The following is a 24,906-nucleotide window of genomic DNA, read 5'->3' as shown; positions in this document are numbered from 1 at the left end:
TGCAAGCCAAAGGAGATTAAAAATCTGAAAACTCCCCCGCCGAGAAAGTCCCCAACACCCGCCCAAGGGGCGGGAGAAGCGTGCGCGAAGCGCGGTTTTGCCGTGCGACAGGCTCCACAAAGCCAGGGAAACCGAATTAACCATCTATCAATAAACAAAGTTTCTCAGCGAAACCCCTTTTCATTCACACCTCCAAAACCAAACCCGGCCAAAAGTCCATCCGCGCCTCCTGCGCACCGGAGAATCCGTCTCCGCAGGCCGGTTTAGAATCCGTCTCCGCCGGCCGGTTTCACCCAATCCGCCACCCGCCGCAGGCCCTCTGCACACATCCGGCAATTGAACTCCCCGGAAATTTATGCGCATCAAGCTCCTCATGATTTGCAAGCTGCCGCATATCCGCCCGGGCCAGAGCGTCGGGCTGTTGGGCGGGTCCTTTGACCCGCCGCACCGGGGCCACGCGGCGATTTCCCATGCCGCGCTCAAGCGCTTCGGGCTGGACCACCTGTTCTGGCTGGTCTCCCCGGGCAACCCGCTGAAGGCGCGCCAGCCTGCCCCGCTGGAGCGGCGGATCAGCGCCAGCCGCGGCCTCATACAGCACCCGCGCATCCATGTCAGCGGCATCGAGGCGGACCTCGGCACCCGCTATACCGCCCAGACCCTGCGCCACCTGCGCCGCCGCCATCCCGGCGTGCGCTTCGTCTGGCTGATGGGGGCCGACAATCTCACCCATTTCCACCGCTGGAAGGACTGGCAGCAGATCCTGGACACGGTGCCGGTGGGGGTGCTGGCCCGGCCCGGCGACCGGATCTCGGCCCGGTTTTCGCCCGCGGCCCGGATCTACCGCCACGCGATGCTGAAAGGCAGCGAAAGCCAGCTGCTGGCGCGGGCGGACAGCCCGGCCTGGTGTTTCGTCAACCTGCCGATGGTGGATGTCAGCTCGACCGCCTTGCGCGCCCGCGGCGAATGGTCAGCGGCGCAGCAGGGCTGAGGCCAGACCGGCGCTCAGCACCACCGCCAGCCCGGCCCAGGTCCAGGCATCCGGCAGCTGGCGGAACACCGCCCAGCCCAGCCCGACGGCCGCCACCAGCTGGAAATAGACCATCGGCGCCAGCTTGACCGCCTGCACCCGCCCGTAGGCAAACAGCAGCAGCAGGTTGCCCAGCATCGAAAACGCGGCACTCCCCACCGTCAGCGCCGCAGTCGGGGCTGAGAACTCCGGCAGGCTGGCAAGGCCCAAGGGCAGCATCAGGCAGGCCGACAGCAGCAATTGCGTCAGGCTCAGTTCCAGCGGCGAGCCCACCCCCGCCAGCCAGCGCGAGCTGGTCAGGAACCCGCCGTAGAAACAGCCCGCCAGCACCGCCCACAACAGGTTGACCGACCCGCCGGCCCCCGGCCGCACCACCATCAGCACGCCGAGAAATCCCAGCGCCATCAGCAGGCTGCGCGGCACCGTCGCCTGCTCCCGCAGCAGCAGCACCGACAGCACATAGCTGACCACCGGACCGATGAAGAAGGCGGCAAAGACATTGGCCAGCGGCTCTGTCATCAGCGCCATCTGGATCGAAAAGATGCCGCCGCTCAGCAGCCCGGCCCGCAGCCACAGCCGCCAGTCGCCCAGCAGCGTGAACGCCCGGCGCGGCACAAAGGGCAGGATCAGCGCGGCACCGATCGAAAACCGCGACCAGGCCACAAAAGCCGGCGTCGCCAGCCCGCTGCCGGTCAGCAGCTTCCCGCACAGATCGCCCGCCGGGATCATTGACATGGCCGCAAACATGAGGATGACTGCCTGAAACATGGCTGCCAGCGGTAGCAGGACTTTTGATGGGGCAAAACCCCGGACCTTGCGGCGCAGCGGCGGGGATCGGGTATTGAGGAAGAGCGGGTCCGCACCTTAAATATGAGCACGATGACTTCACGCCGGACGTTCCTTCTTTCCGGGCTTGCCGCACTGGCGGGCTCTTCTGCCCTGGCCAATGCGCCTGCCGTGTCGCTGCGCCCCGTTGCGCGCAAGGTCAGCTCTCTGGCGGCCGGCGCCGACGGGCTGCAGGCGCTGCTGTCTCGGGCCAAACTGCCGGGCCATGCGGTCTGTGCGGTTGCGGATGTGAAAACCGGCAAGCTGCTGGAGGCGTCCGGCAGCGGCGAGGCCCTGCCGCCGGCCAGCGTCGCCAAGGCGCTGACGGCGCTTTATGCGCTGGATGTGCTGGGGGCGGGCCACCGGTTCGACACCCGCCTTCTGGCCACCGGCGGCGTCGCCGGCGGCGTGGTGGGCGGCGATCTGATCCTGGCAGGCGGCGGCGATCCGATGCTGAACACAGACCATCTGGCGCTGCTGGCCAAGGCGCTGAAAACCGCCGGCGTGCGCGAGGTGCGGGGCAGGTTCCTGGTCTGGGACGGCGCGCTGCCGCAGGTGCCCGCCATCGACCCGGAGCAGCCCGATCACGTGGGCTATTCGCCTGCGGTCTCCGGCATTGCGCTGAACTTCAACCGGGTCCATTTCGAGTGGAAACGCGCCGCCAGCGGCTGGGCTGTCACCATGGACGCCCGCACCGAGAAATACCGCCCCGAGGTCGCCACCTCGCAAATGCAGATCGCCTCCCGCGCGGTGCCGGTCTACACCTATGCCGAAAAATCCGGCACCGACCACTGGACCGTGGCCAGCAAGGCCCTGGGCAAGGGCGGCTCGCGCTGGCTGCCGGTGCGCAATCCGGGCGCCTACGCAGGCGACGTGTTCCGCACCCTGGCGCGGGCCAACGGCATCGCCCTGCCCCAGGCGAAACCCGCCAGATCGCTGCCCCAGGCGCAGCTGCTGGCGCAGCATCACAGCCCGCCGATGGACGTGATGCTGAAGGCGATGCTGAAATTCTCCAACAACCTGATGGCCGAGATGATCGGCATGGCCGCCAGCACCGCGCGCAGCGGGCGGCCGGCGTCGCTCAAGGCCTCCGCCGCGGAGATGAACCGCTGGGCGGGGGAAAAATACGGCATGTCCGGCACCCGGCTGGTGGATCACTCCGGCCTGGGTGAAGAGTCCAGGATGACCCCGGCAGACCTCACGGGCGCGCTGGTGGCGGCCTACAAGGCCGGCCATTTGAAACCGCTTCTGAAATCATTCCAGTTGCGCGATGCCAACGGCCGCCCGGTCAAAAACCACCCGATCAAGGTCGCCGCCAAGACCGGCACGCTGAACTTCGTCTCGGGCCTCGGCGGCTTCATGACCGCGGCCGACGGCACCGAACTGGCCTTCACCATCTTCACCGCGGATCTGAAAAAGCGCGCCCGCATCCCCCGCGCCGAGCGCGAACGCCCCCAGGGCGCCCGCGGCTGGAACCGGCGCGCCAAGCAGCTGCAGCAGCAGCTGATCGAGCGCTGGAGCGCCGTTTACGGCAGCTGACAGCCGGAACTGGTCTGGGAAAATTACCCGTTACTGGACGTTCCGCCCAGACCAGCAGCATGGCAGATCCAGGCAAGGCGGCGGTGCGCGGACACCGCGGCAGAGCTTTGCAAAGGACGCCCTGATGACGGATTTCTTCAACGGACACGGCCAGCCCATTGGCGCGCCGCTGCCGAACTGGACCGGTGCCCGCGCGCCCGGACACACCGGCATGGCAGGGCGCTATTGCCGGGTTGAGCCGCTGGAGGCGGACCGCCACAGCGCCGATCTGTTCGCGGCGTTCCGGCAGGACCGCAGCGATGCGGTCTGGACCTATATGCCCTATGGCCCCTTTGCCGGCCCCGAGGCGCTGCTCACTTGGGTCGAGGCCAACAGCGGCGCGGATACGCAGCCCTGCTTTGCCATCGTGAACGGCGCCAGCGGCAAGGCAGAGGGCGTCGCCAGCTATATGCGCCTTCAGCCGGAACACGGCGTCATCGAGGTGGGCGGCATCACCCTCGCCCCACCGCTGCAGCAAACGCGCGCCGCGACCGAGGCGATGTATCTGATGATGGCGCGGGTGTTCAACGACCTGGGCTACCGCCGCTATGAATGGAAATGCGACGCGCTGAACGCCCCCTCCCGCCGCGCGGCGGAGCGGCTTGGCTTCACCTATGAGGGGCTGTTCCGCCAGGCCATCGTCTATAAGGGCCGCAACCGCGACACCGCCTGGTATTCAATTTTGGACAGCGAGTGGCCGCAGCTGGAGGCGGCTTTCACGGCCTGGCTCGATCCCGCAAATTTCGATGCAGACGGCCGGCAGAAGCAGTCTCTGGCCCGGCTCAGGGCGGCGCAGGCCGGGACCTGAGCGGCAAGGGCGCCGCTACCCCAGCGCCGCCGCCACCTCCTGCGCCAGCCGCTGCATCCGCTTCAGCCGCGCGCTCAGCGGGCGGCCTTTGCGGCAGGTAAGCCAAAGCCCGTGACGGCGCGGCCTCTGGAGCGGGACCACCGCCAGCAGGCCCCGCTGCGCATAGGCCTCAACCCCGCTGCGCGGCAGCAGCGTATAGCCGATGCCGCGCGCGACAGGGTCCAGGATCTGGCCGATCTGGTTGACATAGGTCCGCACACGCAGCCGGTCAGCGCCCTGATAGGCCTCCGGAAAGTTCAGCGGCAGCAGCTCATCCGCATGGGCAAAGCCATCGGGATGGGCGACAAAGCCGCGCGCCTCCAAAGCGTCGAACGTGATCTCCGCACCCGCATCCCGGACAGGCAGCACAAGGCAAAGCTCCTCCTCCCCCAGATGCTCCGCCTCCAGCCGGGGGTGGCCCGGGTCGTGGTCCAGAATGCCCAGATCGAACGCCCCCTCCAGAAGACCGCGCTTTATCGCCGCTTGCGGCGCCGCTTCCAGATGCGCGGTGAGGTCCGGCGCGGTCTCCAGCAGCGCCAGGATGCGGGGGTACAGCAGCGTTGCAAAGCTGCCGGAACAGGCGATCCGCACCTCTCCGGCATCGGGGCTGTCGGTGGCGATCGCCTCTCGCAAGCGCCGTTCCTCATCGCGGCGCGCCTGCCCCAGCGCCCGCACCGCCTCCCCCGCCGGGGTCAGCGAAAAGCTTTTGCCGTCTTGTGCAATCAGGCTCTGGCCCAGCTGCGCCTCCAGCTTGCGCAGATGCTGCGAGACACCCGGCTGGGTCATGTTCAGCCGCTGCGCCGCGCGGGTGAAATGGCCGGTCTCAGCCAGCGTCGTGAAGGTTTCGAGCCAGGTGGCGTTCAGCACGGACCATTACGCCATATTATCATTTCCATATGAAATGATAATTTCACAGGAGAGGGGCGAGTGTCTACCTTTCTGTCATCCCAAGCATGAGGAGACCAAAGATGACCACCACGCCCAGAACCTTCTCGCACATCGGCCTGTCGGTGCCGGACCTTGACGCGGCCGTGAAGTTTTACGCGGACGTCATGGGGTTCTACGTGCTGATGCAGCCCAGCGAAGTGACCGAGGACGACAGCGCCATCGGGCAGATGTGCACCGATGTGTTCGGCCCCGGCTGGACCCGCCTGCGCATCGCGCATCTGTCCACCGCGGACGGCATCGGCATCGAACTGTTCGAATTTGACGGCAACGAAGCGCCGCAGGACAACTTCCAGTACCGCAAGCACGGCACCTTTCATTTTGCCGTGCAGGACCCGGACGTCGAAGGGCTGCTGGAAAAGATCGTCGCCGCCGGCGGCAAGCAGCGGATGCCGGTGCGGGAATATTTCCCCGGCGAAAAGCCCTACCGCATGGTCTATGTGGAGGATCCGTTCGGGATCATCTTCGAGCTCTACAGCCACAGCTATGAGCTGACCTATTCAGCCGGCGCCTACAGCTGACGCCACGCATTGCCCGGGTCCCTGCCCCGGGCAACGCCGCTCTGTCTGAAGCCTCAGGCGGCACTCAGACCATATGGCGGGCACGCGCACCGCGCTCGATCGCGGCGGCGTGCAGCCGGTCGATGTTCAGCTCATAGCGGACCTCGGCCAGAAACTCGAGCTCGGTCTCGCCCAGGATGCCATCGGCAGCGGCGACATCGCAGGCCAGCGCATAGGCAGTCTCGAACAGCCGCTCCGGCAGGTCATCGCGGACCAGGCCGAACAGCGCCTCCAGCCCGTCCTCCTGCTCGAACAGGTCCAGCACGGTGCGCGACACCCGGCTCACCCGGTCGATGTCATAGTCGGCAAAGACCGGCAGCATGTTGACCGCCGACTGGATCTTGACCAGCTCCGCGGTGCGGATGTTTTCGTCCGAGGCCGAGACCGCCACCATCAGGGCCACAAGGCAGTCCTGCGGGGTCATCGGATGCGGGGTTTGCTCACTCATGGACGAAATCCTTATTTGCGCAGTATTCACTCCGACAGGATAGGTACGCCCGCGGGGAGGTTCAATAACAGGCTGTGCCCAAGCGCCGGTTTTTGCGCGGCGCAACGCCGCAAATCCCGGCTGTGGCGGGGCTGGCATTATTGACTCATGCTGCATCGGCACAATAGAGGGAAGGGCCGGATACATAGGGTATCCGGGCAGATCATGCGGCACCCCGAAGAACTGACGCAACCGCCGCCGATGGAGAACATGATGTCTGATGTGCGCGAAGAAGCTCTGAAGAGCAAAGCCTGGCCGTTTGAAGAAGCCCGCCGGGTTCTCAAACGTTATGCCAAGGGCGCGCCGGAAAAGGGCTATGTCCTCTTCGAGACCGGCTATGGCCCCTCCGGCCTGCCGCACATCGGCACCTTCGGCGAGGTCGCCCGCACCACCATGATCAAGAAGGCGTTCGAGACCATCTCGGACATCCCGACCCGGCTGATCTGCTTCTCGGACGATCTGGACGGGATGCGCAAGGTGCCCGGCAACGTGCCCAACCAGGAGGCGCTGGCCGAACACCTGCAAAAGCCGCTCACCTCGGTGCCGGACCCGTTCGGCACGCACGAAAGCTTCGGCCATCACAACAACGCCATGCTGCGCCGGTTCCTGGACACGTTCGGGTTCGAGTATGAGTTCTACTCGGCCACCGAATTCTACCGTTCCGGCCAGTTCGACGAGATCCTGAAGCGCGCCGTCGACAAATACGACGACATCATGGCGATCATGCTGAAGTCCCTGCGCGAGGAGCGCCGCCAGACCTATTCGATCTTCCTGCCGATCCACCCGGAAACCGGCCGCGTGCTCTATGTGCCGATGAAGAAGGTCTGCACCGAGACCTACACCGTCACCTTCGACGACGAGGACGGCAAGGAATGGACCCTGCCCGTGACCGGCGGCAACGTGAAGCTGCAGTGGAAGCCCGATTTCGGCGCCCGCTGGGCCGCGCTGGAAGTCGATTTCGAGATGTACGGCAAGGACCACTCCACCAACACGCCGATCTATGACGGCATCTGCCGGGTGCTGGGCGTGCCCGCGCCGGAGCATTTCACCTATGAGCTGTTCCTCGATGAAAACGGCCAGAAGATCTCCAAATCCTCCGGCAACGGCGTCTCGATCGACGAATGGCTGACCTACGCCTCGACCGAGAGCCTGGCGTATTTCATGTACCAGAAGCCCAAGACCGCCAAGCGGATGCATTTCGACGTGATCCCCAAGGCGGTGGACGAATACCACCAGCAGCTGCGCGCCTACCGCACCCAGGACCTGAAGACGCAGCTGAACAACCCGGTTTGGCACATCCACGGCGGCGACGTTCCGCAGTCAGATATGGTGGTGCCGTTCTCGATGCTCTTGAACCTCGCCTCCGCCTCCAGCGCCGAGGACAAGGCGACCCTGTGGGGCTTCATCAACAAATACGCCCCCAACGCCACCCCCGACACCCATCCGGGCATGGATCAGGCCGCGGGCTTTGCGGTGCGGTACTTCAACGACTTCGTGAAACCGGCAAAAACCTTCCGCCTGCCCACCGATCAGGAGCGCGCGGCGCTGCAGGATCTGGCGGATGCGCTGAAATCGCCGGAAGCCGCGCTGGCCGCGATTGCCAAGAAGAACGAGATCGCAGGCAGCACCGACCCGCTGCCCGAGGCCAATTTCGCGGATGAGGAATTCCTGCAGTCCGTGGTCTTCGCCATCGGCAAGATCCACGGATTCGAGCCGCTGCGCGCCTGGTTCTCGGCAATCTACGAGGTGCTGCTGGGCGCCTCCCAAGGCCCCCGCTTCGGCGGTTTCATCGCACTTTACGGGGTCGAGGACACCATCGCCCTGATCGAAAAGGCGCTGGCGGGCGAGCTGGCCTGAGCCTGCAATAAATAACAATCAGTTAGGGCGCGGTTTTCCGCGCCCTTTATTGTTTTCAGCCCCGCCGCGCACAGCGGCCTGCGGCCTTTCTTTGCGCAATAAAATTATCAGATCGCAAAAAACGTTTTGACGCAGCGTCACCTTGTCCTAACATTAAGAAACGGTCCGGGTCTGGCAGATGCGCAGTGTTCTGTTTGCGGGGGTAAGTGTTTTTCTTCTGACCTTCCCGGTCTTAGCCCAGAGAGAGCCGGTCGCAGCCGTGACCGGCTCTCAGTTTGAGATCCTCCTGATCAATGATGCTGAGACGGCGCTCACTTACGCCTGCCCGAACATCCGGCGGATTTCCGGCCCCCCGGAACGGGTCGCCCGGATGGTGCGCCGGGGCGCTCCAATGGTCTGCCGCCCGGCCGGGGCACGCTATCCTGCCCAGCGCGCGGCGGCGGGCTGCCTGTGGCGGCGGCCGATGGTCCCCGGCCGAAACGGCGCCGTGCACCCCCTTTATTACCAAATGGTTAATCTGAAAATCTCTCGGTAAATCAACGCGCTACACCTTCTTTAAGGACAGGATGAACGCGCCTGGCGGCAGGGCAGCGTACGCACCGCTTGGCAGGTTTTAACGCCGCTCCTGTACTTCCTTTTCCCCGAACGCGAGATGCGCAGCAGGAAAGGGTACTTCCATGAACAAGGCAATCACCGACGGTCTGCAGCTGATGCCCCCCGCCTTTGCGGAGGGTCTCAATGTCTGGTCCAGCGGCAACGGCACCCCCGGCTCGGACACCTATGACGGCGCCGCCAACGCGGTCTTTGTGGCGGCGGATGCGGACTTCGGCGGCTGTCTGGAGATCCAGAAGACCGAGAACATCCAGAAGCTGCGCTTCATGGGCCAGACGCCGCTGGAGCCGGGCTGCTACCTGCAGATCAAGGTGCGAATCAAGGCCGTCAGCGGCGCGCTGCCCGCGGTCCGCGTGGCCGGCTGGGCCGCGGCGGCGGGCGGCAGCCACATCGGCGGCGTGTCCGAATCCGGGATGCAGTATGCGCTCAGCCAATACGGCAGGGTGCTCGAAGTCACCGGCATCGTCGGCAGCGGCGACCGCCCCGGCGTGGATATGCCTTGGGGCCGCACCGCCGCCTATGGCCATTTCGGGCTCGACCTCACTGGCGCCAACGGCGGTGTCGTGCGGATCGACGATATCGAGATCACCGACATCACCAGCGCCTTCCTGCGTAAAATGCTGAGCGTGGTGGACGTGACCGACTATGGCGCGGTGGGCGATGGCAGCACCGACTGCACCGCAGCGTTCGAGGCCGCCGATGCCGCCGCCGCCGGGCGCCGCATCCTGGTCCCCGCGGGGGACTTCCACCTCGCCAGCACCGTGTCGCTGAGCCACGAAGCGGTGTTTGAAGGCACCGTGTCGATGCCCGCCAGCCAGATGCTGCTGCTGACGAAGAACTTCGATTTCCCCTCTTACGCGGCGGCCTTCGGCGACGAGGAACTGGGCTTCAAGAAGGCGTTTCAGGCGCTGCTCAACAACGTGGACCATGAATCGCTGGACCTGAAGGGCCGCAAAATCACCGTGACCGCGCCGCTGGACATGCAGGCGGCGGTGCCGAACAAGACCTCCTATGCCACCCGCCGGATCATCCGCAACGGCCAGCTGGAGGCCGCCAGCAGCGCCGCCTGGGACACCGGCACCGTCACCTCCCAGGCGACCTACAGCCCCTCGCGGTCCACCAGGCTGACCAATGTCGCCAATATCGCCAACATCAAGGTCGGCTCCCTGGTGGAGGGCGCCGGGGTCGGCCGCGAGATCTATGTAAAGTCCAAGAACACCGGCGCCGGCGAGCTGACGCTGACCGCACCGCTGTTTGATGCGGCGGGCACCCAGACCTTCACCTTCCGCGACTTCAAGTATCTGGTGGATTTCAGCGGCTTCAGCGCGCTCAGCAAATTCGGCATGGAAGGCATCGAGTTCCAGTGCAATGCCCGCTGCAGCGCCCTGCGGCTGGCGCCCTCGGGCTCGGTGTTCTCGCTGGACGGCTGCTTTTTCTCGCGGCCCAAGGACCGCGGCATCACCTCGACCGGGACCGGCTGCCAGGGGATTCTGGTCGACAACTGCCAGTTCCTGTCGGCAGAAGATCCGCTGGATGTGGAAGACCGCGTCAGCATCGGCCTGAACGTGAACGCCAATGATGCCAAGCTGCGCAGCAACCGGGCCACCAAGTTCCGCCATTTCGCCCTGCTGGCAGGCGCCAACAACACGGTAACGGGCAATCATTTCTTTCAGGGCGACAACGTGGCGAACGGGGTCCGCTCTGCCGGGCTGGTGCTGGCTGCCAACAACTGCACCACCACCGTGTCGGACAATTACATCGACAACTGCTTTATCGAATGGACCAACGAGCGCGACCCGGCGCCGGACTTCACCACCGGCTTCTCCTTCAGCGCGCTGTCGGTGACCGCGAATGTGTTCCTGTCCGGCGACGTGGCGCCCTGGTTCAGCTATATCGTGATCAAACCCTACGGCAGCGGCCATTACCTGAACGGGCTGTCGGTGACCGGCAACAAGTTCCGCTCGCTCAACGGCAGTATCGACCGGGCGGAACGGGTTGATACCAGTTTTTCGGACCTGAATTTCTCCCGCGCCAATGATGTGGTGTTCGAGGGCAACATGTACCACAACGTCACCACCCATACAGCCAACCCCCTGCGGGTACGGCACAATCAGTCCTCGGCGTCGTCGTCCTGGGCGGTCAGGGCCAATGGGCAGCTGCCGTTTCAGGGCTACGCGCGCTATGTCGACAGCGTGGTGCCGCAGGGGCCGGTGCGCACCGGCGGCAACAGCACCCGCTACAGCATGCCCTACTGCGATACCCAGCAGGGCGCCAATAACGACGAAATCCGCCTGCGCTGGCAGGAGGCGCTGAAGGGCGAGGTTCAGGTGCTGCTGAGGATGGACGCCTAGGGCCGGGGCGGCGGCTGCAGATCGGCGGCGTCAAGATGGAAGGCTTTGCCGAAACCGCCATTCAGATAGGCCGCCGTCACCCGGAACCGGACAAAGCTGAAATCGGCCAGCTGCAGATACAGCTTGGCCTTGGGCTGGCGGCGCAGGTAATGCGCGGCCAGCGGGCCGTACTCCGGGCTTTGGCGGCCGAGGAAGTCCGCCCGGCAGATCAGGCTGAGGCGGGGATGGCTGAGCGCATCGCCCTTGCCGCCCGGCTCCCCCACCAGCAGCGAGCAGGCCGGGGTCTGGCGCAGCGCGCGGGTGTGCTGGGCCAGGTCCGAGATCAGGCTGACCGGCCCGCCCTGCGGATCCAGGCCGAACGCCACCCTTGTGACCAGCGGGGTGCCCTCCTCCAGCAGCACCCCAAGCGCGGCAAAGCGGGCCTCTGCCATCAGGCTTTGCGCCAGCTGGCGGGCATCGTCATCGGCGGGGCGGACGGGCGCGGGCATGGGCACCTCCTGAGTTTGGCGCAGGGTTCAGAACTTCTGCCACAAGCCCAGTTTCAGGCCAAGGCTGCGCTGGCCTGCCTGGCGGTATTCCAAGCCCACAATCAGCTCCCGCTTCTGCTTCAGCGGGTAGCGCAGCGAGGAGGTCAGCGCATAGGTAAGCTGCCCGCCCTCCGGCTTGGACAGCTCGGCCTGCAGCATCGGCGCGGCCTTGCCGGGACGGTTCAGCCCGATGGTGGCGTCCAGCTTCCAGATCGCGTCCAACCCGCTGTTGCGCAGCTCATACGCGGCATCAATGGCCAGCCAGCCGGATCCGCGGCCGGTCTCGATACCGCGCCCGTAGGACAGGGTGGTTCTTTGCATCAGCTGCCACAGGCCCCGGTCATGATTGCCGCCCGCCGCGGTCTCCACCGCCAGCCGGGAACGCTCGCCGGTGTGCAAGGGCAGCCGGGCAAAGAGCAGCGCATGGCCCGACACATCCGCGTTCCGGTTCAGATCAACCCCCAGGGTCAGCTTGGGCGTGACCCCAAAGGCGCCGTAATAGCCCAGCTCATACGCGGCGGCGCGGCCGCTGTGCCGCCAGGCGGCGCTGGCGGCTGCGAAACCGTGGCCCGGCTGTTCCAGCCACGCCCCGCCAGCCGCCGGCTGGGCCAGCGCCAGGGCAAGAGCGGCAGCAAAGGCAGGTTTCATCCCGGAGCCTCAGGGTTGGCGTGCGCCAACGGTTCCGCGTTATGGTTAAGGTTGTGTTAACTGCCCCCAAAGACCTCTATGCGCGCACGCCCGAAAAAACCCGTGCGCTTTCGCCGCGAACAGGCGTAGGCTGGAGGCAGTCAACGGAGGAGCCAATGCCGAAAATCGCAAAAACCGCTGATATCCAGACCGTTATCACCACCTTCGAGATGACGCCCGGGACCTGCCAGGACCTGCTGGAGGCGCTGGAGGATGCCTATCGCGAGTTCATCTCCAAGCAGCCCGGCTTCATTTCGGCCGGTCTGCACGTGAATGACGCCCAGACCCGCATCGCCAACTATTCGCAGTGGCGCCGCCGGGAGGATTTCATGGCGATGCTGCGCAGCGCGGAAATGCGCGAGCGCAACCGCAAGATCAATGAGCTGTGCCGCAGCTTTGAGCCGGTGATGTACGATGTGGCGGAGGTCTTTGGCTCGTAACCCTCTGCCCCGCCCCGCGGGCCGGCGGCTGCCTTGACGCGGGTCAAGGCAGGGCGCTGCGGGCCCCGCTACTCTGACTCAGGTTTCAAGCAATGGAGGCGACCTATGTATCATAACGTTCTGGTGCCGATTTCCTTTGATCCGGAGCGCGATATCACCGGGCCGCTAAAAGTGGCACGGCTGCTTTCGGCGCCTGGGGCCAAGGTGACGCTGCTGCATGTGATCGAACAGGTCCCGGCCTATGCGATCTCCTATGTGCCGGCGGATTTCATGGAAGACACCCGCCAGGCGCTGCAGGCGGAGCTGGACGGGCTGGCGCAGACCCTGCCCAACGCCGAGGGCGTGCTGGTGGAGGGCCATTCCGGCCGCACCATCCTGGACTGGGCCGAGCAGAACAAGCCGGACCTGATCATCCTCGCCTCGCACCGCCCGTCGATGCAGGACTTTCTCTGGGGGTCGACGTCGGGCCATGTGGTGCGCCACGCGGCCTGCGCGGTGCATGTGGTGCGCTGACGCGGCGTCGGCGGCGCAGGATCAGGCCGGCACCGCCTTTTTCAGGAGGTGCCAGGCCAGCCGCACCGCGGCGCCCGGCAGCATCGCGGAGCGCAGCAGCACCTTGTTGGAATTCACCGCCTCGGCGATGCGGGCATAGTGAACCTGTTTGTCCGCGGGCGAGCGCAGCAGGACCGTTTCAGCCTGCTGCATCGCCCGCTCCGCCTGCCGTTTGACCTGCGGCACCGCGGCCGGCTTGACCGCGCGGTAGTAATTCAGCCCCTTGCGCACCGGCGCTTGCGCCGGGTCGAGGTTCTGTTTCACGGCCTGCGTCAGGGTGTCTTCGACCTGCACCAGCGCCTTTGCCGCCTCGGCATAGGACTGGTTGCTGTCCAGTTTCTGCGCCGCCAGCTTGTAGGTGTGGCGGTAACAGTCGAATTTGTAGACTTGCGGCAGCTCGCCGCAGCGGTCGAAGCCGCGGGTCAAGGTGGTGACAACCGCCCGCGTGGTTTGCGCACTGAGCCCGCTGCTTTGGCCGCCGCCGCCTTCTCCGCCGCCGCCGCCACCGCCTTCGCCGCCCCTGGCATGGGCCGGGGCCGCCGCGAGGATCAGGGTCAGCACCCCTGCCTGGATGGTCTTTCTGCTCATCTTCCGCCTCCGTGATTTTCCGGCCAGCTTATCATGGGTGAGTTGCGCAAAAATGGGCGGAAAGCCGCAAATTCTCCTTTTTTGCGCTGCCTTTGTCTTGCGCAGCACAGCCGCACTGCCCACGTGAAGGGCAGGAGTTGAGGAAGGAGACGCAGATGCAGTGCCCGATTGACGGAACCACATTGGTCATGGCCGACCGTGCCGGGGTGGAGATCGACTATTGCCCGCAGTGCCGCGGAGTGTGGCTGGACCGGGGCGAGCTGGACAAGATCATCGAACGCTCTGCCCAGCCCGCGCAGGCCGCGCCGAAGCCGCCGCGCCATGAGGAGCGGGGCGGGCATCACGATCCGCGCTACAACAAGCCCTACAAGAAGAAGAGCAAGAAGAACTTCCTGGAAGATCTGTTCGATTTCTGACGCACCGGCAGGCGCCGCCCCGGCGATCGGGGCAGCTGGCCGGCGGGGCAGATCAGCGGGCCGCTGGCGCGCGTGTCAGTGGTCAGTGGACCGTGCAGAAAGAGCCGTGCTTGGCGTCCTTCATCAGGGTGTCGAAATCGTCCCCCTTCATTTCGATCAGCGTCTTGTGGTCGCCGGCCTCGAACCAGACCTTGTCCAGGCCGGTCAGGCTGTCGTCGATGACGGTGGGCACGTGGTAGGCCGCGCCGACGCAGGGCGCCGCGCCCGGGTCGCAATCGTCAAAGACCTGGTTCAGCTCATGTTCCGGCGCCAGCCCCAGGCGGCGGTCCATGATCGTTTGCAGCGCGTGCAGGTCAACCGTCTGGTTGGACGGCACGACGGCCAGGACCGGGCCTTCCTCCATATGGATCAGCACGGATTTGGCCAGGTGATCCCCTGGCACATGCGCCGATTCCGCGCATTCTGCCGCAGTGGCGGTATAGGGATGGCGGACGGTGCCGAACGGCAGGCCCTGTGCCTCGAGATGATGTTTCAGGCGTGAGGCGATCATCGTGGGGTCCTCCTGTGCTGTGAAGGCCCCCGGGCCGCTCTGGCTCAGGTCTGGGCTGCCTACGGGCCGGGTCGGTCCGTATTCCGGCGGCGTCGTCAGGTCTGGGCGCGGCAAACGGCAATCCGGGGCGCCCTCGTGTTTCTGGTGCCCCCCACTTTGCGCCCGATGGGGTGAGTCGGGCAAGGGCGGCTTGCCGGCGCCCTGTCTGCCCTTCGCACCCAGGCCGCCGCAGAGCCCGCATCCCTCATTGCCCCCCGTCCCCCCTTCGGCTATCACACCAGCCAGCAAATTCCCCCCTTAACGGAGCAATCAGATGGCCTCCTACCAGTACGTCTACCACATGCAGGGTGTCTCCAAGACCTACCCGGGTGGCAAGAAATGCTTTGAAAATATCCACCTCTCCTTCCTGCCCGGCGTGAAGATCGGTGTGGTCGGCGTCAACGGCGCCGGTAAGTCCACGCTGATGAAGATCATGGCGGGCCTCGACAAGGATTACACCGGCGAGGCCTGGGCCGCCGAGGGCGCCAAGGTCGGCTACCTGCCGCAGGAGCCGAAGCTGGACGAGAGCCTGACCGTGCGCGAGAACGTCATGCTGGGCGTCAAGGCCAAGAAGGACATCCTCGACCGCTACAACGAGCTGGCGATGAACTACTCGGACGAGACCGCCGAGGAGATGGCCAAGCTGCAGGACGAGATCGACGCCCAGAACCTGTGGGACCTGGACAGCCAGGTGGACGTCTCCATGGAGGCGCTGCGCTGCCCGCCGGACGATGCGATGCCCGCCAACCTTTCGGGCGGTGAGCGCCGCCGGGTGGCGCTGTGCAAGCTGCTGCTCGAAGCCCCCGACATGCTGCTGCTTGACGAACCGACCAACCACCTGGACGCCGAGACCATCGCCTGGCTGCAGCAGCACCTGATCGACTACAAGGGCACCATCCTGTGTGTCACCCACGACCGCTACTTCCTGGATGATATTACGGGCTGGATCCTGGAGCTCGACCGCGGCCGCGGCATTCCCTACGAGGGCAACTATTCCAGCTGGCTGGAGCAGAAGGCGAAACGCCTGAGCCAGGAAGCCCGCGAGGACAAAGCCAAGCAGAAGACGCTGGAACGCGAGCTGGAGTGGATGCGCCAGGGCCAGAAAGCCCGCCAGGCGAAATCCAAGGCCCGTATCCAGGCCTATAACGAGATGGCCAGCCAGTCCGAGCGCGAGAAGGTCGGCCGCGCCCAGATCGTCATTCCGAACGGCCCGCGCCTGGGGTCGAAGGTGATCGAGGTGAACGGCCTCGCCAAGCACTATGGCGACAAGCAGCTGATCGAAGGCCTTGAGTTCTCGCTGCCGCCGGGCGGCATTGTCGGCGTGATCGGCCCCAACGGCGCCGGTAAATCGACCCTGTTCCGGATGCTGACCGGCCAGGAGCAGCCCGACGAGGGCTCCGTCGAGTACGGCGATACCGTGAAGCTCAGCTATGTCGACCAGTCGCGCGACGATCTGAACGACAACGACACCGTGTGGGAAGCGATCTCCGGCGGCGCCGAGATCATCGAGCTGGGCGACGCGCAGGTCAATTCCCGCGCCTATTGCTCGTCCTTCAACTTCAAGGGCGGCGACCAGCAGAAGAAACTGTCGCTGCTGTCGGGCGGTGAGCGCAACCGGGTTCACATGGCGCGGCTGCTGAAAGAGGGCGGCAACGTGCTGCTGCTTGACGAACCGACCAACGACCTGGACGTGGAAACCCTGCGGGCGCTGGAAGACGCGCTGGTGGATTTCGCCGGCTGCGCCGTGGTGATCTCGCACGACCGTTTCTTCCTCGACCGGATCTGTACCCACATCCTGGCCTTCGAGGGCGACGCCCATGTGGAGTGGTTCGAGGGCAACTTCGAGGACTACGAGGAGGACAAGAAGCGCCGCCTGGGTCCCGACGCGCTGGAGCCCAAGCGGTTGAAGCACAAGAAGTTTGTGCGGTGAACTGACATCAGTCAAATATGTGCCAGGGGAAACTCTGGCACATTTTTTTTGCGTTTTCCCAGGTCGTTCCGGGGCAGCGCAGACGCGCGGAAAATCTAACGGCGGCCGTGCGCCCGCCGGGCAGAACGTAAGCGTTATTTTCGCCTTCAGGACTCAAATGCCCTCGGGTCCGAATGCAGGGGTGTCAGCGAGGCGGGACTGGCATGCCTGACCGGCGGCGCTAAACTAAGGAGGATTACGAAGCACGCAAGGGCGAGCAGCGGTGCCAGTTTGAGGTTAGTGTATGTTCCTATCCGACGAGTTTGTTTACGTTGACTTGAACAAGACGGGTAGTGTGTCTGTTTTGAATTGGCTGCACGCGCTCGAATTTCCGCCGCGACAGGTGACACACCACTTGAAGCCTGATGAGGCTATCGTCTCAAGCGGCATTCTGAAATTTGCGACGATCCGAAACCCTTGGGATTATTACCTTTCTCTCTGGTCTTACGGCGTAAAGCAAAAAAGGAAATCGGGGCCCTACCTGGCTCTGACACAGTTCCGGCCATTGAAGAGCCGTGGTTACACACAGAACCCGTTCCGCGCGGTCTGCGGGTTTGTCCCGGCCCTTCTTGCTGCAGCACGCCAGGACTGGACAGCAAATCTGCACCTCTATGCCGATCCGAACAATCCCGACGCTTTTCGGACATGGCTTCGCAAAGTAATGGATCCCAAGCTGGCGCCCTTGCTGTCTGGCGCATATTATTCCTCGCGCCTTCACAGCCACAGCGGCCTTTACAGCTACCGGTTTTGCAACCTCTACTGCGCCGGCAGCAAAACCCTGCACTCGGGACATCTGCGAGATCCCCAGTCTCTTGCGGATTGGGCCGAAGAAAACTGTTATATTGACCGTTTTCTGCATACCGAGAGCCTTGCGGCCGATTTCCGGTCGGTCATGCTCGACCACAGGCTGGCAAGGGCCGAAACGCTGGATTGCGTGATTGGCGCGGGCAAGCCCATGAACGCATCGCGCTCGGCAGCCGCGAAAAGATCGGATTTTTACGATATGGAAACCCGGCAGCTCGTCGCGGACCGCGAGAGCCTGATCATCAACCGGTTTGGCTATGAGTTCATGGAAGAGTGAGCCCCGCCAGGGGCGTTGCGCGACAAAGCCGCTCTGACCGCGAAACAGCGCCCGCCCGCCAATTATTTACGCTGGTTTCTATACACTTCCGGAATCTTAACGCTTTGATAACCTTCTTGGCCGGATGATGGCCGCAGAAGCAGACGGGCAATGGGGCCGTGCTGCGCGGATCGGGGAGGCATCATGGCTTGGGCAGGCATTTTCCTTGGAGTGATCGCGGGGCTGTTCGCTGCGGTTTACGGATATGCGGCATTTGGGCTGCCGGTCTGGCTCTGCCTGCTGATGTACCCGGCGGCGGGCACGGCGGTGACCCTTGCGGCGACCGCGCTGCTGGCCTGGCGCAGCTTTCCCCCCGGCCCTGCGGGCGGAGCAGGCGTCTGCCAGAGAGAGGCAGCCGCCGCCTGACACGGCCAGCGCAGCGCGGCGGCGGGATACGGCAGAGGCCGGAATTACCACCAAAGGCATAGCTGAAAGCTGATATTTCCACTTATGAGGCGGAAAGCCTCCTCTTTTGCACAGTTGTTTCGCGGTACTCCTGTTCTACCTTTCTGTAAGCGATCAAGGCGCATTGGAGACCAAGCATGGCCTGGGTGAGTTCTGTCATAGGGGCGGTTGGCGCCTTGGGCCTGTTGCTTGCCGCTGTGTTCCTTGGCGGCTGGCCCGTTTGGCTCGCCCTCCTGCTTTATCCTTTTGAGGCCGCGCTTCTGGCATTTGCCGTGATCGCTTCGCTGGCCTGGCGCAGCAGCCGCAGCAGCGCAAAAGCCAGCCAGAGGCCGGACAAACCGCAGGGGCTGGGTCAGCGGCCGTTCTGAGCGCGCGCGGGGCCGGCCGGAAGCCTGCCTCAGCCGCGCAGCCAGCTGACGATCTGACCCTGCCGCATGGCGCCGGCCTGGCGCTTTTTCTCCTTGCCGCGCTCAAAGGCGATGAGGGCGGGAATGCCGCGGATCCGGTAGCGGGCGGCTGCGGACGGGTGATCCTGGGTGTTGAGCTTGACCAGCCGGGCCTGCACGCCCAGCGTCTTGGCCGCCTTGGCAAATTCCGGCGCCATGGACCGGCAGGGCCCGCACCAGGGTGCCCAGAAATCCGCCACCAGCGGCAGGTCATCGTTCTGCACGGCTTTCTGCAGGATCGCCGGATCCACGTCTGCCGGCGTGCCCGGCAGCAGCGCCGCACCGCAGGTTGCGCATTTCGGGCCGCGGCCCAGCTTGTCCTCCGGCACCCGGTTCAGCTGGGCGCAGGACAGGCAGGTCAGGGTCTTGGCTCCCATGGGTTCGCCTCCTCAAGCAGTCGCATGGCCTTGGTATAGCCGCCCGGCGCGGCGGCGCAAGGCTGCAGGCAGCCGCCCGCTGCCGGGGGCGCGGCGGCGGGGTCTGCCGCCTTGGGCGGCGCTGCATGCAACACTTGCCCGCGCGGGTGCGGAAAGCCGTTGACCGGCCGCCGTTCCAACCGGAAGATGAGGGGACCTGCAACAGACTACGGGGATATGGCCATGATTTCACGCCGGAAGATTCTGAGTTCGGGCACCGCAGCCGCCGCAGCCACTTTGCTGCCGCTGCCTGCCCTGGCCCGCACAAAAGACCCAGTGGTGTTTGACCCGGCCCCGCAGGAAGTGCGGATCAGGAAGGATTTCGCCCCGGGCCAGATCCTGGTGCTGCCGCGCTCCTATTACCTGTATTTCGTGACCGATAAGCGCAAGGCGATCCGCTATGGCGTGGGCGTCGGCAAGGCCGGGCTGGAATTCACCGGCCAGGCGGTGATCCAGCGCAAGAAGGTATGGCCCACCTGGCGCCCCACCGACGAGATGATCGAACGCGACCCCAGAGCCTATGCCAAATTTGTCGACAATGAATACATCCAGCCCGGCGGGCCGGACAACCCGCTGGGCGCGCGGGCGCTCTATCTGTTCCAGAACGGAGTCGACACCTACTTCCGCATCCACGGCACCAACCAGCCGCAGACCATCGGCCACTCGGTGTCGAACGGCTGCATCCGGATGATGAACGAGCATGTGGTGGACCTGTACGAGCGGGTGCCGCTGGGCACGGTTGTAACGGTGCTTTAGGCTCTGACCTGCGGAAATTTGCCGCGAACCCCTGTTTTACACCGCATTTTTCTTGCACCAGAGGGGATTCGCACCCAATTCTGTCACGGCAATGTTACGCGAATGCTATCACTGTGCCTCACCCGGCGCGGTCATGAGCATCTGCTAACCTTGCCGGACTGCCGCATAAGCGGGCAGGGAACTGAAGACGACTTAGGAGAAATCGACGATGGCCACCGGCACCGTCAAATGGTTCAACACCACCAAAGGCTATGGCTTTATTGCACCCGAAGACGGCGGCAAGGACATTTTTGTCCATATTTCCGCTGTTGAGCGTTCCGGGCTGACCGGCCTCGCGGACAATCAGAAAGTGACCTATGAGCTGCGCGCAGGCCGCGACGGCCGTGAATCCGCAGTGGATATCGCGCTGGTCTCCTGATCCGGATCTTCCGATCTGCTTTGAAAATTCCAAAACAGCCCTGACGGCCGGGGCTGTTTTCAGCTGCCGATCGCGGCGATCAGCTGCAGGGCCGCCGGCCCGATGGCAGCGGCATTCAGCGCCACCCCCCGAGCGTTGGGGTGGATGCCGTCGTCCTGCATGAGGGCCTGCGCCGCCGCCGGGTCCCCGCCCGCTTCTGCTGCCATGCCCGCAAAGGCATCCGGGTGCAGCACCGCGCCGAACTCTGCCGCCAGCTCCGGGTAGATCGCGTCAAACGCCTGCTTGTACTCCGGCCCGTAGTTGCGCGGGGCTTTCATGCCGATCAGCAGGACCTCAACCCCCTTGTCCTGCGCCGTCTGCAGGATGCGGGTCAGGTTGGCGCGCGCCTCCTGCGGCTCAAGCCCGCGCAGCATGTCATTGCCGCCCAGGAGCACGATCAGCCCGTCGGGGTTGTCTGACAGGGTCCACTCGGCGCGCTCTGCCCCGCCGGCGGTGGTGTCGCCGGAAACGCCCGCATTCTGCAACACGGCCTCGGCGCCGTTTTCGTTCAGCCAGCGTTCCAGCTGCGGCACCAGCCCCTGCCCCTGCGGCAGCCCGTAGCCCTGCACCAGGCTGTCGCCCAGGGCGGTGATCCGCAGCGGATCCGCCCAGGCGGGGGCGGTGAAAAGCAGCAAACTCAGCAGTGCCAATGTCTTGCGCATGGCGGCAAACACTCCATATCCGTTAGGTGCACCCAACAGGCAGGCCCGATGACCGATCAAAAAAGCCCCGTTCTTCATCTCTTAGATGCGAGTTTGACCCTGAATAGCAATACCGGCCCGGTGGAGATCTTGCACGAAATCTCGCTGGACGTGCGGCAGGGGGAAACCTTGGGGCTGGTGGGGCCGTCCGGATCGGGCAAGTCGTCGCTGCTGATGCTGATGGGCGGGCTGGAGCAGGCCACCGGCGGCCGGGTGACGGCCCTGGGGGCGGATCTGACCGCGATGGATGAGGACGCGCTGGCCCGGTTCCGCCGCAACAACATGGGCGTGGTGTTCCAGAGCTTTCACCTGATCCCGACCATGACCGCGCTGGAAAACGTGGCAACGCCGCTGGAGCTGGCGGGCGTCAAGGATGCCTTCCCCCGCGCCCAGGCAGAGCTGGAGGCGGTGGGGCTGGGCCACCGGGCGGGCCATTTCCCGGCGCAGATGTCGGGCGGCGAGCAGCAGCGGGTGGCGCTGGCGCGCGCCCTGGCGCCGCGGCCTGCGATCCTGCTGGCGGATGAGCCGACCGGCAACCTGGACGAGGCCAACGGCCACGCGGTGATGGACCTGCTGTTTGGCTTGCGCGACCGCTATGGCGCGACGCTGGTGATGGTCACTCACGCGCCGGAGCTGGCGGCGCGCTGCGACCGGGTGGTGCGGCTGCGCGACGGGCGCATCGATGGGGACGCCGCGCGCGAAGCGGCCGAATGAGCGGCTCCGCCCTCCGCCTGGCCTGGCGCTTTGCCCTGCGGGAGCTGCGCGGCGGGCTGAAGGGCTTTCGCATCTTCCTCGCCTGCCTGGCGCTGGGGGTCGGGGTGATCGCCGCCATCGGCTCCATCCGCGCGTCGATCGAGACCGGGCTGGAGCGCGAAGGCGCCACGATCCTGGGCGGCGATGCGGAGCTGAACTTCACCTACCGGTTTGCCAACGAGGATGAGCTGGCTTGGCTGCAACGGACCGCGCTGCGCTATTCCGGGATTGCCGAGTTCCGTTCCATGGCCACGGTGGGCGAGGAGCGCGGGCTGACCCAGGTGAAGGCGGTGGATGGGCTATACCCCTTGAAGGGGGAGATGAAGCTGGCGCCGGAGATGCCGCTCGATGCCGCGCTGGCCGGTGCGGACGGCCTGCCCGGCGCGGTGATGGACCGGGTGCTGGCCGACCGTCTGGGCTTGCAGCCCGGCGACAGCTTCCGGTTGGGCACGCAGGATTTCGCCCTGATGGCGATGATCGCGCTGGAACCGGATGCCGCCGCCTCCGGCTTTGAGCTGGGGCCGCGCACCATGGTGCGGCCGGAGGATCTGGGGGAGTCCGGCCTGCTGGAGCCGGGCACGCTGTTTGACACCAAATACCGGATGGAGCTGCCGCCGGGCAGCGATCTGGCCGCCTTGCAGGCCGAGGCCGAAGGGCTGTTTGAGAGCACCGGCATGCGCTGGCGCGATGCCAGGAACGGCGCGCCGGGGATCACCGCCTTTGTCGAGCGGCTGGGCGGGTTCCTGGTGCTGGTGGGCCTCTCGGGCCTGGCGGTGGGCGGGGTCGGCGTCTCTGCCGCTGTGCGCGCCTATCTGGCGACCAAGACTGCAACCATTGCCACCCTGCGCACGCTGGGGGCGGAGCGGCAGACGATTTTCCTCACCTACTTCCTGCAGATCGGCGCGCTGACGCTGGTCGGCGTGGGCATCGGGCTGGTGCTGGGCGGGCTGGGACCGCTGCTGCTGGGGCCGCTGATTGCGGCGCAGCTGCCGTTTCCGGCGGTGTTCTCGTTCTACCCCTCGGCGCTGGCGGAGGCCGCGGTCTATGGCGTGCTGACCGCCTTCATCTTTGCGCTCTGGCCCTTGGCGCGGGCCGAACGCATCCGCGCGGCCTCGCTGTTCCGGGATGCCTTTGCCAGCCGCACCCGGCTGCCCGCGCCGCGCTACCTGCTGGCGACCGCGCTGGCACTGGCGGCGCTGGTGGGGCTGGCGGCGTGGTTCAGCGGCTCGGCTCAGCTGACGCTGTGGACCGCGGGCGGGCTGATGGGGGCGCTGCTGGTGCTGCTGGTTGCCGCGCTCGGCATCGGCTTTGCGGCGCGGCGCGGCGCCGGGGCTGCGCGCGGGCGCCCTGCCCTGCGGTGGGCGCTGTCCTCCATCGGCAGCGCGCGCGACGGGGCGGTGCCTGCGGTGCTGGCGCTGGGGCTGGGCCTGACGGTGCTGGCGGCCATCGGCCAGATCGACGGCAACATGCGCCGTGCGATTGCCGGCAACCTGCCGGATGTGGCGCCCTCGTATTTCTTCGTCGACATCCAGCGCAGCCAGATGCCTGCCTTCCTGGAGCGGGTGGAGAACGATCCCTCCGTCACCCGGGTGGAAAACGCGCCGATGCTGCGCGGGGTGCTGACCCGGATCAACGGCCAGCCCGCGGCAGAGGTTGCGGGTGATCACTGGGTGGTGCGCGGCGACCGCGGCATCACCTATGCCGCGGCCCGGCCCGACAGCACCGAGGTCACCGCCGGCAAGTGGTGGCCCGCGGACTATTCAGGTGATCCGCAGATCAGCTTTGCCGCCGAGGAGGCCGAGGAACTGGGGCTTAGCCTGGGCGACACGCTGACGCTGAACATTCTGGGGCGTGATATCACCGGCACCATCACCAGCTTCCGCAACGTGGATTTCTCCACCGCGGGGATGGGGTTTGTGATGGTGCTGAACGAGGCTGCGCTGGCCGGTGCGCCGCACAGTTTCATCGCCACCGTCTATGCCGAGGAGCAGGCGGAGGCGGCGATCCTGCGCGATCTGGCCCGCGAGATGCCGAATATCACCGCCATCCGGATGCGGGATGCCATCGACCGGGTGTCCGACATCCTGCGCCAGCTGGCCGCCGCCACTGCCTATGGCGCCGCAGCGACGCTGCTGACCGGGTTTCTGGTGCTGCTGGGCACCGCGGCCGCCGGAGAGCCCGCCCGCCGCTATGAGGCGGCACTGCTGAAAACACTGGGCGCGCCGCGCAGGCAGATCCTGGCCAGTTTCGCGCTGCGCTCGGCGCTTTTGGGGGCGGCCGCCGGGCTGGTGGCGCTGGCGGCAGGCATTGCCGGGGCCTGGGCCATCAACGCCTATGTGTTTGAGACAGGATACACGGTGATCTGGCCGAACGCGGTGATGGTCATTTCCGGCGGGGTGCTGACCACGCTGCTGGCCGGGCTGGCCTTTGCGCTGCGGCCGCTGGCAGCCAAACCGGCCCGCATCCTGCGGGCCCGCGAATGATCAGCGCTGCGGCGGCGGCCTCAGCGGGCGCCGCAGGACACCGGCTGCAGGATGCGCAGCAGATCGTGGTTGTCGCAGACCAGCGATTCCAGGGAAATGTCGTCCAGCGAGGCATAGAAGGCCTGCGCGGCGTCGGCCAGCGCCACCTTCAGGCGGCAGGCCCCCGCCAGCGGGCAGGTGTTGTCCGCATCGGCAAAGCATTCCACCATCGGCAGGTTGCCCTCGACATCCCGGAACACGTCGCCGATCCGGATCTCCGCCGCGGGCCTGCCAAGGTTCATGCCGCCGTTGCGGCCGCGCTGGGTCGCCAGGTAGCCCAGCTGGCTCAGCTGGTTGATCACCTGCGCCAGGTGGTTTTCCGAGATGTTGCAGCATTCGGCAATCTCGGCCTTGGTCACCAGGCGGTCTTCATGGGCGGCGCAATACATCAGCAGCCGCACCGCAATGTTGGTCCTTTTGGTAATCCGCATGGGTCGCTCCCGCAGCTATGGTGCATCGCTTATTGCACATGG

28 protein-coding genes are annotated in these 24,906 nt (G+C 65.6%); 18 read left to right on the top strand and 10 right to left on the bottom strand.

The genetic code is table 11. The features are described 5' to 3' along the window. Positions 1-373 precede the first annotated feature (373 nt). Positions 374-988 carry a nicotinate-nucleotide adenylyltransferase gene (locus R2C4_RS02885; protein ID WP_244940770.1) on the top strand — a complete coding sequence of 205 codons (615 nt, stop codon included), beginning with the start codon at positions 374-376 and terminating at the stop codon, positions 986-988. Here R2C4_RS02885 and R2C4_RS02880 read toward each other — a convergent pair. Continuing rightward, positions 968-1,774, bottom strand: coding sequence for a DMT family transporter (locus R2C4_RS02880; protein WP_244940769.1), 807 nt, complete (start codon positions 1,772-1,774; stop codon positions 968-970). The genes R2C4_RS02885 and R2C4_RS02880 overlap by 21 nt on opposite strands. 132 nt (positions 1,775-1,906) lie before the next feature. Between R2C4_RS02880 and dacB the strand changes: the two genes are divergently transcribed. Both dacB and R2C4_RS02870 read left to right on the top strand, forming a co-directional pair. Then, on the top strand, positions 1,907-3,391 hold the full coding sequence (gene dacB, locus R2C4_RS02875; protein ID WP_141892018.1) for a D-alanyl-D-alanine carboxypeptidase/D-alanyl-D-alanine endopeptidase: 1,485 nt from the start codon (positions 1,907-1,909) through the stop codon (positions 3,389-3,391). Between the two features lie 124 nt (positions 3,392-3,515). After that, positions 3,516-4,238, top strand: a complete 723-nt coding sequence (locus tag R2C4_RS02870; protein ID WP_141889512.1) for a GNAT family N-acetyltransferase — start codon at positions 3,516-3,518, stop codon at positions 4,236-4,238. Positions 4,239-4,253: 15 nt separating this feature from the next. Here R2C4_RS02870 and R2C4_RS02865 read toward each other — a convergent pair whose 3' ends face one another. Continuing rightward, complete coding sequence (locus R2C4_RS02865) at positions 4,254-5,144, bottom strand: LysR family transcriptional regulator (RefSeq protein WP_141889511.1); 891 nt, start codon at positions 5,142-5,144, stop codon at positions 4,254-4,256. Between the two features lie 101 nt (positions 5,145-5,245). On the opposite strand from R2C4_RS02865, the gene R2C4_RS02860 reads away from it, so the two are divergent. Beyond that, positions 5,246-5,743, top strand: coding sequence for a lactoylglutathione lyase family protein (locus R2C4_RS02860; RefSeq protein WP_058286382.1), 498 nt, complete (start codon positions 5,246-5,248; stop codon positions 5,741-5,743). 64 nt (positions 5,744-5,807) lie between these two features. Here R2C4_RS02860 and R2C4_RS02855 read toward each other — a convergent pair whose 3' ends face one another. After that, positions 5,808-6,230: a tellurite resistance TerB family protein gene (locus R2C4_RS02855; RefSeq protein WP_058286381.1), complete on the bottom strand. Its 423-nt coding sequence runs from the start codon at positions 6,228-6,230 to the stop codon at positions 5,808-5,810. Positions 6,231-6,482: 252 nt separating this feature from the next. Between R2C4_RS02855 and R2C4_RS02850 the strand changes: the two genes are divergently transcribed. The 3 genes from R2C4_RS02850 (at position 6,483) to R2C4_RS02840 (ending at position 11,089) form a co-directional block, all read left to right on the top strand. Beyond that, positions 6,483-8,126, top strand: a complete 1,644-nt coding sequence (locus R2C4_RS02850) for a lysine--tRNA ligase (RefSeq protein WP_141889510.1) — start codon at positions 6,483-6,485, stop codon at positions 8,124-8,126. Positions 8,127-8,304: 178 nt separating this feature from the next. Further along, the gene (locus R2C4_RS02845) at positions 8,305-8,661 is read left to right on the top strand and encodes a DUF4864 domain-containing protein (protein WP_141889509.1); all 357 of its coding nucleotides are present in this window, start codon (positions 8,305-8,307) and stop codon (positions 8,659-8,661) included. Positions 8,662-8,803: 142 nt separating this feature from the next. After that, positions 8,804-11,089 (top strand): glycosyl hydrolase family 28-related protein, encoded by a 2,286-nt coding sequence (locus tag R2C4_RS02840; protein ID WP_141889508.1) that lies wholly within the window; start codon positions 8,804-8,806, stop codon positions 11,087-11,089. On the opposite strand, the gene R2C4_RS02835 is transcribed toward R2C4_RS02840, so the two are convergent. Next, positions 11,086-11,577, bottom strand: coding sequence for a HugZ family pyridoxamine 5'-phosphate oxidase (locus tag R2C4_RS02835; RefSeq protein ID WP_141889507.1), 492 nt, complete (start codon positions 11,575-11,577; stop codon positions 11,086-11,088). The two genes, R2C4_RS02840 and R2C4_RS02835, sit on opposite strands and share 4 nt — an antisense overlap. 27 nt (positions 11,578-11,604) lie before the next feature. Beyond that, positions 11,605-12,264 carry a hypothetical protein gene (locus tag R2C4_RS02830; protein ID WP_141889506.1) on the bottom strand — a complete coding sequence of 220 codons (660 nt, stop codon included), beginning with the start codon at positions 12,262-12,264 and terminating at the stop codon, positions 11,605-11,607. A 155-nt stretch (positions 12,265-12,419) separates the two neighbouring features. Here R2C4_RS02830 and R2C4_RS02825 point away from each other — a divergent pair, with 155 nt between their 5' ends. Together R2C4_RS02825 and R2C4_RS02820 are read left to right on the top strand one after the other, a co-directional pair. Next, positions 12,420-12,743 carry an antibiotic biosynthesis monooxygenase family protein gene (locus tag R2C4_RS02825; RefSeq protein WP_027236446.1) on the top strand — a complete coding sequence of 108 codons (324 nt, stop codon included), beginning with the start codon at positions 12,420-12,422 and terminating at the stop codon, positions 12,741-12,743. Positions 12,744-12,848: 105 nt separating this feature from the next. Further along, entirely contained in the window at positions 12,849-13,256 is a 408-nt protein-coding gene (locus R2C4_RS02820) for a universal stress protein (RefSeq protein ID WP_058286377.1), read from the top strand. A 21-nt stretch (positions 13,257-13,277) separates the two neighbouring features. Here R2C4_RS02820 and R2C4_RS02815 read toward each other — a convergent pair whose 3' ends face one another. Further along, the gene (locus R2C4_RS02815; RefSeq protein ID WP_141889505.1) at positions 13,278-13,883 is read right to left on the bottom strand and encodes a hypothetical protein; all 606 of its coding nucleotides are present in this window, start codon (positions 13,881-13,883) and stop codon (positions 13,278-13,280) included. Positions 13,884-14,038: 155 nt separating this feature from the next. Between R2C4_RS02815 and R2C4_RS02810 the strand changes: the two genes are divergently transcribed. Then, entirely contained in the window at positions 14,039-14,299 is a 261-nt protein-coding gene (locus R2C4_RS02810; protein WP_141889504.1) for a TFIIB-type zinc ribbon-containing protein, read from the top strand. 82 nt (positions 14,300-14,381) lie between these two features. Here the strand turns inward: R2C4_RS02810 and R2C4_RS02805 are convergent, their stop codons facing one another. Then, positions 14,382-14,849, bottom strand: a complete 468-nt coding sequence (locus R2C4_RS02805; protein WP_008554365.1) for an aminoacyl-tRNA deacylase — start codon at positions 14,847-14,849, stop codon at positions 14,382-14,384. A gap of 313 nt (positions 14,850-15,162) precedes the next feature. On the opposite strand from R2C4_RS02805, the gene ettA reads away from it, so the two are divergent. From ettA to R2C4_RS02785, 4 genes are all read left to right on the top strand, one after another. Beyond that, the gene (ettA, locus tag R2C4_RS02800) at positions 15,163-16,818 is read left to right on the top strand and encodes an energy-dependent translational throttle protein EttA (protein WP_141889503.1); all 1,656 of its coding nucleotides are present in this window, start codon (positions 15,163-15,165) and stop codon (positions 16,816-16,818) included. A 283-nt stretch (positions 16,819-17,101) separates the two neighbouring features. Beyond that, positions 17,102-17,938 carry a hypothetical protein gene (locus R2C4_RS02795; RefSeq protein WP_141889502.1) on the top strand — a complete coding sequence of 279 codons (837 nt, stop codon included), beginning with the start codon at positions 17,102-17,104 and terminating at the stop codon, positions 17,936-17,938. A gap of 183 nt (positions 17,939-18,121) precedes the next feature. Next, the gene (locus R2C4_RS02790; RefSeq protein WP_141889501.1) at positions 18,122-18,343 is read left to right on the top strand and encodes a hypothetical protein; all 222 of its coding nucleotides are present in this window, start codon (positions 18,122-18,124) and stop codon (positions 18,341-18,343) included. A gap of 176 nt (positions 18,344-18,519) precedes the next feature. After that, complete coding sequence (locus tag R2C4_RS02785) at positions 18,520-18,750, top strand: hypothetical protein (RefSeq protein ID WP_141889500.1); 231 nt, start codon at positions 18,520-18,522, stop codon at positions 18,748-18,750. Positions 18,751-18,779: 29 nt separating this feature from the next. On the opposite strand, the gene R2C4_RS02780 is transcribed toward R2C4_RS02785, so the two are convergent. Continuing rightward, a complete protein-coding gene (locus R2C4_RS02780; protein WP_058286369.1) occupies positions 18,780-19,205 on the bottom strand; it encodes a thioredoxin domain-containing protein in 426 nt (141 codons plus the stop codon). Between the two features lie 222 nt (positions 19,206-19,427). Between R2C4_RS02780 and R2C4_RS02775 the strand changes: the two genes are divergently transcribed. Together R2C4_RS02775 and R2C4_RS02770 are read left to right on the top strand one after the other, a co-directional pair. Next, complete coding sequence (locus R2C4_RS02775; RefSeq protein ID WP_141889499.1) at positions 19,428-20,000, top strand: L,D-transpeptidase; 573 nt, start codon at positions 19,428-19,430, stop codon at positions 19,998-20,000. Positions 20,001-20,208: 208 nt separating this feature from the next. Next, the gene (locus R2C4_RS02770; protein WP_008557431.1) at positions 20,209-20,418 is read left to right on the top strand and encodes a cold-shock protein; all 210 of its coding nucleotides are present in this window, start codon (positions 20,209-20,211) and stop codon (positions 20,416-20,418) included. Positions 20,419-20,477: 59 nt separating this feature from the next. Here the strand turns inward: R2C4_RS02770 and R2C4_RS02765 are convergent, their stop codons facing one another. Next, entirely contained in the window at positions 20,478-21,119 is a 642-nt protein-coding gene (locus tag R2C4_RS02765) for an arylesterase (RefSeq protein ID WP_058286420.1), read from the bottom strand. Between the two features lie 48 nt (positions 21,120-21,167). Between R2C4_RS02765 and R2C4_RS02760 the strand changes: the two genes are divergently transcribed. Then, positions 21,168-21,872: an ABC transporter ATP-binding protein gene (locus tag R2C4_RS02760; RefSeq protein ID WP_141889498.1), complete on the top strand. Its 705-nt coding sequence runs from the start codon at positions 21,168-21,170 to the stop codon at positions 21,870-21,872. After that, positions 21,869-24,394: an ABC transporter permease gene (locus tag R2C4_RS02755; RefSeq protein WP_141889497.1), complete on the top strand. Its 2,526-nt coding sequence runs from the start codon at positions 21,869-21,871 to the stop codon at positions 24,392-24,394. The genes R2C4_RS02760 and R2C4_RS02755 overlap by 4 nt, the downstream gene beginning before the upstream one ends. 20 nt (positions 24,395-24,414) lie before the next feature. Here the strand turns inward: R2C4_RS02755 and R2C4_RS02750 are convergent, their stop codons facing one another. Further along, positions 24,415-24,864 carry an RrF2 family transcriptional regulator gene (locus R2C4_RS02750; RefSeq protein WP_058286366.1) on the bottom strand — a complete coding sequence of 150 codons (450 nt, stop codon included), beginning with the start codon at positions 24,862-24,864 and terminating at the stop codon, positions 24,415-24,417. Positions 24,865-24,906: the final 42 nt, after the last annotated feature.

The organism is Leisingera aquaemixtae (assembly GCF_006740765.1).
GTDB classification, from domain to species: Bacteria; Pseudomonadota; Alphaproteobacteria; order Rhodobacterales; family Rhodobacteraceae; genus Leisingera; species Leisingera aquaemixtae.
The sequence above is the reverse complement of the archived record's forward strand: the minus strand, read 5'-3'. Positions and strand labels throughout refer to the sequence as shown.

What these genes read in the sequence shown, in the direction of transcription:
- R2C4_RS02885 (WP_244940770.1), top strand. Translation starts at nt 374, where the DNA reads ATGATTTGCAAGCTGCCGCATATCCGCCCGGGCCAGAGCGTCGGGCTG.
- R2C4_RS02880 (WP_244940769.1), bottom strand. Translation starts at nt 1,774, where the DNA reads ATGTTTGCGGCCATGTCAATGATCCCGGCGGGCGATCTGTGCGGGAAG.
- dacB (WP_141892018.1), top strand. Translation starts at nt 1,907, where the DNA reads ATGACTTCACGCCGGACGTTCCTTCTTTCCGGGCTTGCCGCACTGGCG.
- R2C4_RS02870 (WP_141889512.1), top strand. Translation starts at nt 3,516, where the DNA reads ATGACGGATTTCTTCAACGGACACGGCCAGCCCATTGGCGCGCCGCTG.
- R2C4_RS02860 (WP_058286382.1), top strand. Translation starts at nt 5,246, where the DNA reads ATGACCACCACGCCCAGAACCTTCTCGCACATCGGCCTGTCGGTGCCG.
- R2C4_RS02855 (WP_058286381.1), bottom strand. Translation starts at nt 6,230, where the DNA reads ATGAGTGAGCAAACCCCGCATCCGATGACCCCGCAGGACTGCCTTGTG.
- R2C4_RS02850 (WP_141889510.1), top strand. Translation starts at nt 6,483, where the DNA reads ATGTCTGATGTGCGCGAAGAAGCTCTGAAGAGCAAAGCCTGGCCGTTT.
- R2C4_RS02845 (WP_141889509.1), top strand. Translation starts at nt 8,305, where the DNA reads ATGCGCAGTGTTCTGTTTGCGGGGGTAAGTGTTTTTCTTCTGACCTTC.
- R2C4_RS02840 (WP_141889508.1), top strand. Translation starts at nt 8,804, where the DNA reads ATGAACAAGGCAATCACCGACGGTCTGCAGCTGATGCCCCCCGCCTTT.
- R2C4_RS02835 (WP_141889507.1), bottom strand. Translation starts at nt 11,577, where the DNA reads ATGCCCGCGCCCGTCCGCCCCGCCGATGACGATGCCCGCCAGCTGGCG.
- R2C4_RS02830 (WP_141889506.1), bottom strand. Translation starts at nt 12,264, where the DNA reads ATGAAACCTGCCTTTGCTGCCGCTCTTGCCCTGGCGCTGGCCCAGCCG.
- R2C4_RS02825 (WP_027236446.1), top strand. Translation starts at nt 12,420, where the DNA reads ATGCCGAAAATCGCAAAAACCGCTGATATCCAGACCGTTATCACCACC.
- R2C4_RS02820 (WP_058286377.1), top strand. Translation starts at nt 12,849, where the DNA reads ATGTATCATAACGTTCTGGTGCCGATTTCCTTTGATCCGGAGCGCGAT.
- R2C4_RS02815 (WP_141889505.1), bottom strand. Translation starts at nt 13,883, where the DNA reads ATGAGCAGAAAGACCATCCAGGCAGGGGTGCTGACCCTGATCCTCGCG.
- R2C4_RS02810 (WP_141889504.1), top strand. Translation starts at nt 14,039, where the DNA reads ATGCAGTGCCCGATTGACGGAACCACATTGGTCATGGCCGACCGTGCC.
- R2C4_RS02805 (WP_008554365.1), bottom strand. Translation starts at nt 14,849, where the DNA reads ATGATCGCCTCACGCCTGAAACATCATCTCGAGGCACAGGGCCTGCCG.
- ettA (WP_141889503.1), top strand. Translation starts at nt 15,163, where the DNA reads ATGGCCTCCTACCAGTACGTCTACCACATGCAGGGTGTCTCCAAGACC.
- R2C4_RS02795 (WP_141889502.1), top strand. Translation starts at nt 17,102, where the DNA reads ATGTTCCTATCCGACGAGTTTGTTTACGTTGACTTGAACAAGACGGGT.
- R2C4_RS02790 (WP_141889501.1), top strand. Translation starts at nt 18,122, where the DNA reads ATGGCTTGGGCAGGCATTTTCCTTGGAGTGATCGCGGGGCTGTTCGCT.
- R2C4_RS02785 (WP_141889500.1), top strand. Translation starts at nt 18,520, where the DNA reads ATGGCCTGGGTGAGTTCTGTCATAGGGGCGGTTGGCGCCTTGGGCCTG.
- R2C4_RS02780 (WP_058286369.1), bottom strand. Translation starts at nt 19,205, where the DNA reads ATGGGAGCCAAGACCCTGACCTGCCTGTCCTGCGCCCAGCTGAACCGG.
- R2C4_RS02775 (WP_141889499.1), top strand. Translation starts at nt 19,428, where the DNA reads ATGATTTCACGCCGGAAGATTCTGAGTTCGGGCACCGCAGCCGCCGCA.
- R2C4_RS02770 (WP_008557431.1), top strand. Translation starts at nt 20,209, where the DNA reads ATGGCCACCGGCACCGTCAAATGGTTCAACACCACCAAAGGCTATGGC.
- R2C4_RS02765 (WP_058286420.1), bottom strand. Translation starts at nt 21,119, where the DNA reads ATGCGCAAGACATTGGCACTGCTGAGTTTGCTGCTTTTCACCGCCCCC.
- R2C4_RS02760 (WP_141889498.1), top strand. Translation starts at nt 21,168, where the DNA reads ATGACCGATCAAAAAAGCCCCGTTCTTCATCTCTTAGATGCGAGTTTG.
- R2C4_RS02755 (WP_141889497.1), top strand. Translation starts at nt 21,869, where the DNA reads ATGAGCGGCTCCGCCCTCCGCCTGGCCTGGCGCTTTGCCCTGCGGGAG.
- R2C4_RS02750 (WP_058286366.1), bottom strand. Translation starts at nt 24,864, where the DNA reads ATGCGGATTACCAAAAGGACCAACATTGCGGTGCGGCTGCTGATGTAT.